The 13,818-nt window shown below is 46.6% G+C and carries 11 protein-coding genes and 1 other annotated feature; of the genes, 10 read left to right on the forward strand and 1 reads right to left on the reverse strand.

Annotated elements, in window-relative coordinates:
* The first annotated feature begins 65 nt into the window (after positions 1-65).
* Genes dnaN through gyrA form a run of 5 tightly spaced genes read left to right on the forward strand, consistent with a single transcriptional unit; the run spans position 66 to position 7,057 of the window.
* Positions 66-1,202 (forward strand): DNA polymerase III subunit beta, encoded by a 1,137-nt coding sequence (gene dnaN / locus AC6RGY_RS09630; protein WP_499862356.1) that lies wholly within the window; start codon positions 66-68, stop codon positions 1,200-1,202.
* A gap of 48 nt (positions 1,203-1,250) precedes the next feature.
* Positions 1,251-1,469: a S4 domain-containing protein YaaA gene (gene yaaA / locus AC6RGY_RS09635; protein ID WP_499862358.1), complete on the forward strand. Its 219-nt coding sequence runs from the start codon at positions 1,251-1,253 to the stop codon at positions 1,467-1,469.
* Between the two features lie 22 nt (positions 1,470-1,491).
* The gene (recF, locus tag AC6RGY_RS09640) at positions 1,492-2,637 is read left to right on the forward strand and encodes a DNA replication/repair protein RecF (protein ID WP_499862360.1); all 1,146 of its coding nucleotides are present in this window, start codon (positions 1,492-1,494) and stop codon (positions 2,635-2,637) included.
* Between the two features lie 8 nt (positions 2,638-2,645).
* Complete coding sequence (gene gyrB, locus AC6RGY_RS09645; RefSeq protein WP_499862362.1) at positions 2,646-4,556, forward strand: DNA topoisomerase (ATP-hydrolyzing) subunit B; 1,911 nt, start codon at positions 2,646-2,648, stop codon at positions 4,554-4,556.
* Between the two features lie 14 nt (positions 4,557-4,570).
* The gene (gene gyrA, locus AC6RGY_RS09650) at positions 4,571-7,057 is read left to right on the forward strand and encodes a DNA gyrase subunit A (protein ID WP_499862364.1); all 2,487 of its coding nucleotides are present in this window, start codon (positions 4,571-4,573) and stop codon (positions 7,055-7,057) included.
* 3 nt (positions 7,058-7,060) lie between these two features.
* On the opposite strand, the gene AC6RGY_RS09655 is transcribed toward gyrA, so the two are convergent.
* A complete protein-coding gene (locus AC6RGY_RS09655) occupies positions 7,061-8,155 on the reverse strand; it encodes a YaaC family protein (RefSeq protein WP_499862366.1) in 1,095 nt (364 codons plus the stop codon).
* Between the two features lie 197 nt (positions 8,156-8,352).
* On the opposite strand from AC6RGY_RS09655, the gene guaB reads away from it, so the two are divergent.
* The 5 genes from guaB (at position 8,353) to serS (ending at position 13,757) form a co-directional block, all read left to right on the forward strand.
* A complete protein-coding gene (gene guaB, locus AC6RGY_RS09660; RefSeq protein WP_499862369.1) occupies positions 8,353-9,810 on the forward strand; it encodes an IMP dehydrogenase in 1,458 nt (485 codons plus the stop codon).
* Positions 9,811-10,086: 276 nt separating this feature from the next.
* The gene (locus tag AC6RGY_RS09665; RefSeq protein ID WP_499862373.1) at positions 10,087-10,521 is read left to right on the forward strand and encodes a hypothetical protein; all 435 of its coding nucleotides are present in this window, start codon (positions 10,087-10,089) and stop codon (positions 10,519-10,521) included.
* 126 nt (positions 10,522-10,647) lie between these two features.
* Positions 10,648-11,544 carry a pyridoxal 5'-phosphate synthase lyase subunit PdxS gene (gene pdxS, locus AC6RGY_RS09670; RefSeq protein WP_499862374.1) on the forward strand — a complete coding sequence of 299 codons (897 nt, stop codon included), beginning with the start codon at positions 10,648-10,650 and terminating at the stop codon, positions 11,542-11,544.
* 15 nt (positions 11,545-11,559) lie between these two features.
* The gene (gene pdxT / locus AC6RGY_RS09675; protein WP_499862376.1) at positions 11,560-12,147 is read left to right on the forward strand and encodes a pyridoxal 5'-phosphate synthase glutaminase subunit PdxT; all 588 of its coding nucleotides are present in this window, start codon (positions 11,560-11,562) and stop codon (positions 12,145-12,147) included.
* A gap of 32 nt (positions 12,148-12,179) precedes the next feature.
* Positions 12,180-12,417, forward strand: a binding site (T-box leader).
* A gap of 59 nt (positions 12,418-12,476) precedes the next feature.
* Entirely contained in the window at positions 12,477-13,757 is a 1,281-nt protein-coding gene (gene serS, locus AC6RGY_RS09680; protein WP_499862378.1) for a serine--tRNA ligase, read from the forward strand.
* Positions 13,758-13,818 lie beyond the last annotated feature (61 nt).

The following is a 13,818-nucleotide window of genomic DNA, read 5'->3' on the forward strand; positions in this document are numbered from 1 at the left end:
GCAAAAGACTTTTTCTTTCCAAGCGTAAGTGGTAGAATTAGCATTCGCCTACAAGGAGGATCACTATGAAATTTCGTATTGCAAGGTCAACCTTCATGGAGGCCGTTTCGCAAGTTTCCAAAGCGGTTTCACAAAAAACGACGATTCCGATCTTAACTGGTATAAAAGTAACCGCAGATGAAAGCGGTCTAACGTTAACAGGAAGCAACTCGGATCTTACCATTCAAGTATTTATTAAAAAACGAAAAGATGATAAAGACCAAGTTTTTGTGGATAAAATAGGTACTGTTGTCCTGCCTGGAAAGATTTTTGGAGACATTGTGCGTAAGTTACCAGGTAATGAGGTGGAAGTGGAGGTAGGAGATCGCTTCCTCACTTCGATTCGTTCGGAGCATTCCCAGTTTCAACTAAAAGGGTTGGATGCAGATGAGTATCCACAGTTACCTGAGTTGCATGATGATCAAATGTTCAGCTTTCCAGCAGATCTACTGAAGACGATGATTCGCCAAACAGGATTTGCTGCTGCAACGATGGAGGCAAGAGGTATTTTAACCGGGGTTTTGTGGGAGCTGGCTGAGGGTCAACTCACCTTTATCGGTACGGATAGTCATCGATTGTCTAAACGAAAGGCAGAAGTGGAATCCCCTTCAGAACTCACTCTCTCTAATGTTGTCGTACCAGGAAAAAGCATGACCGAATTGGCAAAAATCTTAGCGGATCAAGATGGTATGGTTGATGTTATCGTCTCTGAGAACCAAATTTTGGTAAAAGCAGGGTCCATCTTATTTTTTTCGCGTCTGTTAGAAGGGAACTATCCTGATACCAATCGGGTGATCCCCAGTGGAGGAAAAACAGAAGTAACTGCTCCCACAAAAGAATTACTCCATTCAGTAGAGCGGGCAGCATTAATCAGTCGGGATGGACGCGATAATGTGATAAAATGGACTGTAAAAGAGAGCGGAGCCATTCAGGTCCAATCCGACGATAAGGAGATTGGGAGCGTAACAGAAGAAGTCAGCGCGACGGTCAATGGGGAAGAAATGACGATCGCCTTCAATGCTCACTACATGATGGAATCTTTGCGCGCCATTGAGAGTGACTCTATCCGCATATTATGTACAGGGATGATGACTCCTTTCTTAATTCAGCCAGCGGATCGTGATGATGCGCTTCATTTGATCGTTCCCATTCGGACTCGCTAGCATATTCTAAAGTGAAGGATACACTTGAAAACCGTCAGGAGGGAAACCGTGCAAACAGTCTCTATCGACACTCCCTATATTCCGCTAGGACAGTTGTTAAAGAAGGTGGATGTGATTAGCTCTGGCGGTGAAGCCAAGTTGTTCTTGGCGGACAGCATCGTCTTGGTTAATGGAGTACGTGAACAAAGGCGAGGGCGCAAAATCCTACCCGAAGATACAGTCGAAGTAGAAGAGATGGGCATGTTCAAAGTGGTCCAAACCGACTGAGACTGATAAGGGGGAGGATCGTTTGCGTGTTAGAAAACTAAAGCTTGTGGGTTATCGCAACATCCTCCATCTAGAATTGGAGGAGTTTTCGGATCTCCATCTATTTATTGGCGATAATGCGCAGGGAAAGACGAATATCTTGGAATCTCTTTATCTGTTAGCAATAGGAAAGTCTCACCGCACCCGCTCTCATAAAGAGCTGATTCATTGGGAACGGGATTTTGCCAAGATTGAGGCTCAAGTTGAAACCCACGGCTCTCTTCATCAGCTCCAGGTTCTCTTAACCAGCAAAGGAAAAAAAGTAAGCCGCAATGGGATCGAACAACGACGCATGAGCGACTACATTGGCTCCTTGACGGCGGTTATGTTTGCACCTGAAGACCTCGCCATTGTGAAGGGAAGTCCACAGATAAGACGACGCTTTCTCGATATGGAGATTGGGCAGATCAGTCCGAGCTATATCTATGATTTAAATCGCTACAACAAAGTGATTGTGCAACGAAACAGCCTCTTAAAAGACCTTTCTCATGGTCGGAAGAAAGACCGTACTCTATTGGACGTTTTGGATCACCAAATGGCAGAGCTTGCGGTTCGATTGTGGAAAAAGAGGCTGTTGTTTGTGGATAAGTTATCGCATTGGGCACAAGAGATTCATCACGTCATCACGCAGGGGAAGGAAGAATTAAGCATTGAAACACTCCCTTCACTCGAAGTTCAAGCAATGGAAGACGCTTCGTGGTATGATGAAGTGATGAAAGCATTGGAAGAAGGACGTGAACGGGAGATACAGAAGGGGACTACTTCCTTTGGACCTCATCGTGATGACATTCGTTTGTTCGCCAATGGGACCAATTTGCATTTGTATGGATCGCAGGGACAACAGCGAACAGCGGCACTTTCACTCAAATTGGCGGAGCTTGAATTGATTCATGAACAAACCGGTTCCTACCCGATCTTGTTATTGGATGATGTGTTATCCGAGTTGGATGATTTTCGAAAAACCCATCTGTTGGAGGCTATCCGTGGAAAGGTGCAAACCTTTGTCACCAGCACTTCCACAGAAGGAATCGATACAGAAACCTTGCATCATGCAAACATTTATCGAGTGAAGCAAGGAGAAGTCACTTCTTCTTCTATAAGCGAGCAAGAACAACGCGAAAGTTGGTGAGCACAACCGTGTCGGAACAGAACAATCATCTATACGATGAGTCGCAAATTCAGGTACTAGAGGGGCTAGAGGCCGTTCGTAAACGACCAGGGATGTACATTGGTTCAACGAGCAGTCGTGGGCTTCATCACTTGGTATGGGAAGTCGTCGACAACAGTATTGACGAAGCATTAGCTGGGCGTTGTGACTCGATTACAGTCAACGTACATGAAGATAATTCGGTCACTGTGGTCGATAATGGGAGCGGAATTCCGGTAGGAATTCACTCCAAACTTGGACGACCTGCCGTCGAGGTGGTCATGACCGTTTTGCATGCTGGTGGGAAGTTTGGTGGTGAGGGATACACGTTTTCCGGAGGTCTCCACGGTGTGGGTGTCTCTGTTGTAAATGCCCTCTCGGAATGGTTAGAAGTGAAAGTAAGACGGGATGGAAAGATTCACTTCCAACGATATGAACGAGGTGTTCCCCAAGCTGATCTTAAAGTGATTGGTGAGACAGATGAGACTGGGACTGAAATACACTTTAAGCCTGATCCAGACGTGTTTACAGAAACGACGGAATACGACTATAACACCTTACAAACAAGACTCCGGGAGCTTTCGTTCTTAAACAGTGGACTGGCTATCACCATCACTGACGAGCGGGGTGATAAGTCGGATCACTATAAATTCGATGGGGGTATTCGCTCTTATGTGGAGCACCTCAACCGCAACCGCGAGGTCATGCATAAAGAACCTGTCTACATCCAGGGTACCAAAGATGGACTGAATGTAGAGATTGCCATGCAATACAACGATAGCTTTTCAAGTCATATTTACTCTTATGCTAACAATATCCATACCCATGAGGGTGGAACACACGAAGCAGGATTTAAATCCGCATTGACACGCGTCATTAACGATTATGCGCGTCGCAATAACCTTCTCAAGGGACAAGACAGCAATTTGACCGGTGATGATGTGCGTGAGGGCTTAACGTCAATTATCAGTGTAAAAATCGCTGATCCCCAGTTTGAAGGGCAGACCAAAACCAAATTGGGCAACAGTGAAGCGCGTACCGTCACGGAATCGCTCTTTAGCGAACACTTTCACATTTTTCTTGAGGAACATCCCCAAGAAGCCAAGAAAGTGATCCAAAAGGCACTGACAGCAGCCCGAGCACGTGAAGCAGCCCGACGTGCACGCGAATTAACCCGTAGAAAAAATGCATTGGAAGTAAGCTCACTCCCAGGAAAGCTAGCAGACTGTACTTCGCGCAATGCAAGTTCCAGTGAATTGTACCTGGTAGAGGGGGATTCCGCTGGTGGTACGGCTAAGCAAGGCCGGGATCGCATGTTCCAGGCGATTTTGCCACTGCGTGGGAAAATTATCAACGTGGAAAAATCCCGCTTAGATAAAGCCCTTTCCAACGAGGAAGTGCGGACGATTATTACTGCATTGGGAACGGGTGTGGGCGAGGATTTTCAAATCGATAAGGCCCGTTATCACAAGATCATCATTATGACGGATGCCGATGTGGACGGTGCTCATATTCGCACGCTCTTGCTCACCTTCTTTTTCCGTTACATGCGCTCTTTGATTGAAGAAGGGTATGTCTATATTGCTCAGCCACCCCTCTACAAGATCGTACAAGGGAAAACAATCCGTTATGCCTATAACGATCGGCAAAAAGCGAAAGTGATTAGTGAAATGAATGGCAAAAAAGTAGACATTCAGCGGTATAAAGGTCTAGGGGAAATGAATGCAACCCAGTTATGGGAAACCACCATGGACCCAGAAAGTCGGACCTTGCTCCAAGTCTCTCTTCAAGATGCAATCGATGCTGATCAAGTTTTTGAAACGTTGATGGGAGACAAGGTAGCACCACGCAGGGAGTTTATTCAGGAGTATGCGAAGCAAGTTCAGAATCTGGATGTGTAAAGCGGGGGGTAAGCATGTCGGAAGGGACCGATCGGATTCAGGAAGTAAATATTAGTCAAGAGATGCGAACCGCATTTCTTGACTATGCGATGAGTGTTATTGTCAGCCGGGCACTGCCTGATGTGCGTGATGGATTAAAGCCGGTTCACCGACGGATTTTGTACACCATGCACGGGCTTGGAATGACAGCAGATAAACCATATAAGAAGTCAGCGCGTGTGGTCGGTAATGTGACAGCACAATATCATCCACATAGTGATGTTGCTGTTTACGAAGCGATGGTGAGGATGGCACAGGATTTCTCCTATCGCAATATGTTGGTGGACGGTCACGGGAACTTTGGCTCGGTGGACGGGGATTCCCCGGCAGCGATGCGTTATACTGAAGCACGTATGTCTGCGATAACAGCTGAGTTGCTAAGAGATATTCACAAAGAGACCATTGACTTTGTTCCTAACTATGATGGACAACAACTAGAACCTGTTGTCATGCCAGCACGTTTTCCCAATCTGCTCGTCAATGGTGCAGCTGGGATTGCCGTCGGAATGGCAACCAATATTCCTCCACATAACCTGGGTGAAGTGATTGACGGGTTGCTTAAGATGTTGGAGGATCCAGAGGTCTCCATTGATGATCTAATGCAAATTATCAAAGGGCCTGACTTTCCAACGGGGGCAAGCATTTTAGGACGAGAAGGAATCAAGAAAGCGTATCGTACCGGCCGTGGCTCCATCCCGATGCGGGCGAAAACCCGCATTGAAGAAGCAGGCAGTGGGAAGATGCGGATTATCGTTGATGAACTTCCTTATCAGGTCAATAAAGCACGCCTGGTAGAGAAGATTGCTGACTTGGTTCGTGATAAGAAGATTGACGGTATCACGGATTTACGAGATGAATCTGACCGTAATGGAATGCGTGTCGTCATTGAATTGCGACGGGATGTTAATCCCAAAGTTACCCTCAATAATCTCTATAAGCAGACGGCTCTTCAAACGAGCTTTGGCGTAAATATGCTGGCACTGGTGGATGGACAACCCAAAGTACTTAACCTAAAAGAAGTACTCTACCATTACATCAACCATCAGATCGAAGTGGTTCGTCGCCGCACACAATTTGACTTGAACAAAGCGGAAGAGCGCGCTCATATCTTGGAAGGTCTTCGCATTGCCTTGGATCATATCGATGAAGTGATTGCACTTATTCGTGGTTCCAAAACGACGCAAGAGGCTCAGTCTGGCTTGATGGAGAAGTTTGAACTCTCCGAGAAACAAGCTCAAGCCATTCTCGACATGCGCTTGCAACGCTTGACCGGTCTTGAGCGGGAAAAAATCGAGAATGAGTACGAGGAATTACAGAAGCTGATTGCAGAACTTCGCGCCATTTTGGCTGATGAAGGAAGAATCCGTGGCGTTGTGCGTGATGAATTAACGGTAGTACGTCAGCAATATGCAGATGAACGGCGGACGCGTATCAAATTAGGGGAAGATGGCATTCAAGATGAAGACTTGATCCCAGAAGATGAAGTGGTTATCTTGATGACCCATCGTGGTTACATCAAACGGATGCCCCTTTCCACTTATCGTGCGCAGAAGCGAGGTGGCCGTGGTGTAGCGGGCATGGGAACGCGTGAAGATGACTTTGTCCAGCATCTGTTTGTCACCAACTCCCATCACTACCTCTTGTTCTTCACCAATACCGGTCGTGTCTATCGACTAAAGGCATACGATGTACCGGAGCTTGGGCGGAGTGCGCGAGGAACGCCTGTGATCAACATCATTCAAATTGAGCCTGGTGAGTATATTCAAGCGATTATCCCCGTAAAAGAATTTACGCCTGATTGTTACCTCTTCTTTGCCACCAAACACGGTATTGTGAAGCGGACAGGCCTGGAAGATTACGAAAACATTCGCCGCAACGGGCTTTTTGCGATTAAATTGCGTGACGGGGATGAGCTTGTCGGTGTCTATAAAACCAACGGCAATGAGGAAATTATCCTGGGTACCAGCTACGGCATGTCGATTCGTTTTTCGGAAGAGGATGTACGCAAGATGGGCCGGACAGCCACGGGTGTCAAAGGGATGACCTTGGCTGAGGGAGATCAAGTGATCGGAATGGATATTGCAGATCCCGAAAAAGCGGTCATGATCGTCACCACCAAGGGATACGGGAAGCGTACGCCATTGACCGAATACCGCGTTCAATCCCGTGGAGGCAAAGGCATCAAAACCTTAAGCGTGACAGAGAAAAATGGACCCATCGTGGGTCTGAAGGTGGTCACACCGGAAGAGGACTTGATGATTGTCTCTACTGAAGGTGTTGTCATCCGTATGAACATTTCCGGGATCTCTAGTTACGGTCGCTACGCCCAAGGCGTCAAGCTGATCTCTCTCAAAGGCGAAGGAGAAGTGGCCACCGTGGCACGCGTTCAATTTTCTGAGGAAGAAGAGATAGAAGGGGAAACCGTGATTGCTGCGGAGAACGTGGAAGAAGATGAGGAATAGAAATTAACCAAACACGATTTTCTCCTCCATCATTTTTTTCCAAAGTAATTGAGGAATCTTATGCTCTGTCAAGTGGAGAAACTCATGGGCTAAAAGACGATCCACTTGTGAAAATGTGTGGATCATCTCCACCCAACGTGGCGCTTCATAGCGACAGAGCATACTGAGGCCATAGAGCAATATAAAGTGAATCAATTCCTCCGGGAGTGAGGGTAGAAGGCGGCTATTACCTGCATAGAGGTAGTAGCCGCCTTGTCTATCTTCACGAAACCAAGGATGATGAAATCCAAACGGCCATTGATCCACATGTCGGATGGAGGGGTGCTTCCAGACGAAATGCAGTCGTTCTTCTTGGGGAGTAACCACATTTTCAAGAGAGATCTGAATGGGGTGGTTCTTTAGACTCAGTCGATTTAACTTGTGGATAAAGGCCTTTTTCGTTAAATGAAGGGTATCCAAGATACCTTCCTCTACAGAGAAGTAGACACCACTCTCCGTCTGTATTTCCTCAGCAGAGGATTTTGTGTGTAGAATGAGTGGGAACAATGTTTTATCCCCAAAGACCTGTTGATAACTCGTCTGCATTTCTGGAATGAGACCGAAGCAATCTTGTATGGAGATGCTCTCTCCCGCCATTGATGGACAACCATTGGCTTGAAGTAGTAAGGAAAAGAGGCCATCTTTCTGTCCACGAACGTCATCGTGATGAAAGCGATAATTTTTCTTTTTTCGCTTTCGTGCGGTTAGTCCATGCTGAAGCATCACGGTGTTTTGTGGATAAAAAGGATCATGAAGAAGGATAAATGCTTTACATAAATAACTCATTCCATAGTAACTGAGTAGTGGTTTGACCATCACATCGGCTACAGCACTGGCATGATAGGTTTCGCGTGCTTGCTTGATATAAAAAATAAACGCCTCGGCAGTCTGATAAGCTAGTTTCTTTGCTTCTCCTTCTCCATAGGGGGCATACTTGGATTGTAATAACCGAATCACGTGCGGTTCACACTCGAGGAGTAGGTATTGTTCCCATATTGTTTTCAGAGAGGGTTCGCCGGGTATTTTGCGAATGGGTTTCTGTGATCGATTGGTGGACATACCGTAGGCAACCTCCTTGTAACAGATCCCAAAAAGATTGGGAGATTATTATTCCAAGACTGTTTTTCATAAAACATTTTCTGCATGGTTTGTTACAATGAAAGTACAACCTTTATTTTGTACAAACCGACAATGCGTTATGATGAACAAACCTTTGCTTAAAGTAAAACTAAAACCAGAGAAGGGGTAAACCAATTATGCGGGAGGATAAGTTTTCAAAACAAGGTCTGACGTTTGATGATGTGCTCTTAGTACCGGCAAAATCCGAAGTGTTACCAAAAGATGTCGATGTATCGACCCGTCTTTCAGACAAGGTGCTTCTGAAGACACCATTGCTTAGTGCCGGGATGGATACGGTGACGGAAGCACCTATGGCGATCTCGATTGCGCGCCAGGGTGGGATCGGCATCATTCATAAGAACATGAGCATTGGTGCACAAGCAGAGGAAGTGGATCGTGTAAAGCGTTCGGAAAGTGGCGTGATTACCAATCCATTCTTCCTTCATCCCGAGCAAGAAGTGGTGGAAGCAGAAGCATTAATGGCTAAATATCGAATTTCGGGCGTACCGATTGTGGATGGATCACAAAAGTTGGTTGGGATTATTACAAACCGTGATTTGCGTTTTATTCGTGACTTCCAAACCCCCATTGCGGGTGTGATGACAAGAGAAAACTTAGTAACCGCATCAGTTGGAACGACGCTAGAAGAAGCAAAGGAGATCTTGCAAGAAAAGAAGATTGAAAAGCTGCCATTGGTGGATGAGAGTGGGATGTTAAAAGGGCTTATTACAATTAAAGATATTGAGAAGGCGACCCTATTCCCGCAATCTGCCAAAGATGAGCGTGGCCGACTACTAGTAGGGGCTGCCGTCGGTGTGAGCAAAGATACTTTTGAGCGAGTAGCTGCCTTAGTAGAAGCAGAGGTAGATATGATCGTCGTCGATACGGCTCATGGGCACTCTCAAGGAGTTCTGGATACCGTTTCGCATTTGCGTAGTCAATATCCTGATCTGACGATTGTAGCAGGAAACGTCGCCACTGGAGCAGGAACAAAGGATTTGATCGAAGCGGGAGCAAGTGTGGTTAAAGTGGGAATTGGTCCTGGCTCCATCTGTACGACACGTGTTGTAGCGGGGATTGGCGTTCCTCAGGTAACAGCGATTCATGATTGTGCTCAAGTAGCAAAGAAATATGGCATTCCCATTATTGCTGATGGAGGCATTCGTTTCTCTGGAGATGTGGTGAAAGCATTGGCTGCGGGTGCGGATGCGGTCATGCTAGGCAGTTTGTTTGCTGGGACAGAGGAGTCACCTGGTGAATCGGAGATTTATCAAGGCAGACGCTTTAAAGTGTATCGTGGGATGGGTTCCATGGGAGCGATGCAGGCCGGCAGTAAAGATCGCTACTTTCAAGAGAATCAGCAAAAATTAGTTCCAGAGGGCATTGAAGGACGTGTCGCTTATAAAGGTCCGCTGGCGGATACGGTGCATCAATTGGTGGGAGGCATTCGTGCGGGGATGGGTTACTGCGGGACACCTGACTTGTTAACCTTGAAAAACGATGCGCAGTTTGTTCAGATTACCAATGCATCTCTAAAGGAAAGTCATCCTCATGACATTCAAATTACGAAAGAAGCTCCCAATTACCATATGTAATCGTAGAAAATTGCATGGCAGATGTGCTATCTCCTATCTCTTTTAAGAGAAAAACCTTTGAGAATAACCGGTCAAGATTTATAAGACTCTACCCATAGATATAGATGAGCATGTGGCTTAAGCCACATGCTTTTTTTTAGAGTTAATCAATAGGACATTCGAAAGAGATAGAAAGCCAATTTTATAAATTAAAAGAACCATAAGATATTTAGTGCGTATCATACATTAGAGCATTGAAAAAAATCATTCGCTCGGTGAAAGGAAAGGGGTAACGAAATGAGAGTTTCACAAGATATACTAGTGCAAGGTCCCATTCCAACTAATATCGCTGAGAACATATCGAATACAAAAGCGCTGATCAGAAATATATTAACAGTCAATTCTACCTTAGAGGGATTGGGTGCTTCGCAGAACGTGATTCTGCCTATTGAGATACTCGGCCTTACAGCCGAAGCTTACCGCTTTGTACGAGATCCCTTGGTAACCTCTGCTGTGATTGATGCACGCCTTATCCAATTAGGAAGGAATCCATTTATGGTATCTGGAAATTTACCGCTATGGGCACTACCACAAATTATAGCTTCCTTTCAGCGCATTAGGCAACTTCTCCAAAGTTCCAGGTTACCTCGATGGCCGAAGCCACGTTTTGTCTTGGCAGAAGAGGAACTTCGTCAAATCTTAATAAGCGCTAGCCAGTCAATAACAAGATAACTCCGGCGAACAAGGGATGAAAATCCATTCTTGTTGCCAACCTCATGCCGTATCGTTTACAATAAGCATAAATTGAGGATGACCACCTTGGATCAAGGTTTCAAGGATAGAGTGGGAGGCACACACATGGGAGATTTGCAACAACAGACAGGTACAGAACGTGTCAAGCGTGGCATGGCAGAAATGCAAAAAGGCGGCGTCATTATGGACGTCGTCAATGCTGAACAAGCGAAGGTTGCAGAAGAAGCAGGCGCAGTGGCTGTTATGGCACTGGAGCGGGTACCATCCGATATTCGTGCCGCCGGTGGCGTTGCACGGATGGCAGATCCACGAATCGTAGAAGAAGTGATGAGTGCGGTAAGCATTCCAGTCATGGCGAAAGCACGTATTGGGCATATCGTGGAAGCGCGCGTTTTAGAAGCGCTTGGCGTAGATTACATTGATGAGAGTGAAGTACTTACTCCTGCTGATGAAGTGTATCACATCGATAAGAAATCTTATACGGTTCCTTTTGTATGTGGTGCGCGCAATTTAGGAGAGGCTCTTCGTCGCATTGGTGAAGGGGCTTCCATGCTACGGACAAAAGGGGAACCAGGCACCGGCAATATCGTAGAGGCGGTTCGTCATATGCGTGAGATGATGAGCCAGATTCGTAAAGTCGGCTCGATGTCACAAGATGAATTGATGACAGAGGCGAAGGAGTTGGGTGCTCCTTTTGAACTGATGCAGTATGTACACGAACATGGGAAGCTTCCTGTTGTGAACTTTGCCGCAGGTGGAGTAGCCACACCAGCCGACGCGGCGTTGATGATGCAGTTGGGTTCCGATGGTGTATTCGTTGGTTCGGGAATCTTTAAATCGGACAATCCGCAGAAATTTGCGCGTGCGATTGTGGAAGCGACGACTCACTACGAAGACTATGCACTCATTGCCAAGGTATCGAAAGAACTAGGAACGGCAATGAAGGGGATCGAGATCTCCTCTCTGAAAGAAAATGAACGTATGCAAGAACGTGGTTGGTAGGAGGACGGAAGCAAAATGAAAATCGGCGTGCTCGCATTACAGGGAGCCGTCAGGGAGCATGTTCGTCTTCTAGAAGAAGCGGGGGCCAATGCCTTTTTGGTGAAGCGTCCGCATCAGTTAGAAGAGCTGGATGGTCTCGTCATACCTGGCGGTGAATCCACCACCATTAGTAAACTGATACACAAATACGATCTTTACGAGCCGATCTTACAAATGCACCGTCAAAAGAAGCCCCTATTTGGCACTTGTGCCGGTCTCATCTTGCTTGCTAAACGCTTAGAGGGAAGTGAGCAAGCCCACTTAGGGATACTCGATATTACAGTAGAACGAAATGCTTTTGGTCGCCAGCGGGAGAGCTTTGAGACGCTCTTAAATATTGAGGGAGTGGCCGATAATTTCCCAGCCGTCTTTATTCGCGCGCCCATCATTACCGCCATCCGAGGAAATGTTACCCCATTGGTACAGGTGGATGATCAGGTTGTCGCCGTTCAAGAAGGGAATGTTTTGGGAGCCTCCTTTCATCCAGAACTGACGGATGATAAGCGCGTCCATGCCTATTTCCTCGAGATGGTGAAAGAGTCTCTTGCCTCACGAGCCAGCTGATGAGCAGGGTGCAAGCGTAAAAGAAGGAATAGCGAAAAGCGTCAAAGAGGAAGAGTAACCGACTGGAGCGGAGAAACAGAGAGGCGGTGGAGGGTGCGAACCGTCCCGCACGTTGGTGAATCCCCCTCGGAGCTGTACGTGTACAACAAGGGATCTCTTGTTTAAACGATACCGGTAGCAGACCGTTATCTCTGTTAAGAAAGTGAGTTTCGTTTACTGATAGGGTAAGCGAGCTAAAAAGGGTGGCACCACGGGCCTTCCGTCCCTTTGGATGGAATGCTTGTGGTGCTTATTTTTCTTTCGAATGACAAAAAAAGGAGGCGCTTAACATGCTAGATAGCAAATTGTTGCGTAATCAGTTTGCAGAAGTGAAAGAGAAGCTGAAAAATCGTGGGGAAGAGATTGAGGGATTGGATCAATTTCAGTTACTGGATCAGCGACGCCGCCAAATTCTGCAAGAAAACGAACAGCTAAAGAATAAGCGCAATGTTGTTTCCCGGGAAATAGCCGAACTAAAGAAAGCAAAAGAGGATGCTCAAGATAAAATTACGGAAATGAGGCAAGTGGGAGAAACCATCAAGGAACTCGACGAAGAGTTGCGCTCAGTGGAAGAAAAGTTGGAAACCATTTTACTGCAACTTCCCAATTTGCCTCATGAAAGTGTTCCTATTGGTGAAAGTGAGGAAGAGAATGTCCCCGTTCGTCATTGGGGTGACCTCCCTACTTTTTCGTTTACACCAAAACCACACTGGGAAACAGGCACCGCGTTAGAAATGCTCGACTTTGAGCGAGCGAGTAAAGTGACGGGATCACGTTTTGTCTTCTATAAAGGTGCAGGAGCAAAATTGGAACGGGCGTTGATCTCCTTTATGTTGGATCTACATACGAGCCAACATGGTTATACGGAGATGATTCCTCCCTACCTGGTGAATCCAGATAGCATGCTAGGAACCGGACAACTGCCGAAGTTTGCCGAGGATGCCTTCGAAATTGATAATAATGGTTACTACTTGATTCCAACAGCAGAAGTACCTGTAACCAACTACCACCGCGAGGAGATATTGACGAGCGAAGAGCTTCCTCTCCGCTATGCAGCGTATAGTGCCAACTTCCGCTCAGAGGCGGGAGCAGCGGGTCGGGACACACGCGGTCTTATTCGTCAGCACCAATTTAACAAGGTAGAACTCGTGCATTTTGTTCGTCCAGAAGAATCGTATACCGTGTTGGAAGAATTGGTAGGCCATGCGGAGAAAGTGTTGCAACTACTAGAGTTGCCTTATCGAGTGGTGAAGATGTGCACAGCTGATCTCGGTTTTACTGCGGCGATGAAGTATGATCTAGAAGTCTGGATTCCCAGCTCGGAGACCTATCGTGAGATTTCATCGTGTAGTAACTTTGAGGACTTTCAAGCGCGGAGGGCAAGCATTCGTTTCCGGCGAGAGCCCAATGCGCGCCCTGAATTTGTGCATACCCTCAATGGTTCCGGCTTAGCCATTGGTCGTACGATGGCTGCACTGTTGGAGAATCATCAGCAAGAAGACGGAAGCATCCTTATCCCGGAAGTGTTAAGGCCGTATATGGGCGGATTGGAGCGTATCCAGTCAAAATAGAGGGCATATAGGGTTGTTGGAGTCTTCAATAGGAAGTTTTTTAGGAAGAGAAGTGGGGGAA

This window comes from Mechercharimyces mesophilus, from assembly GCF_059818345.1.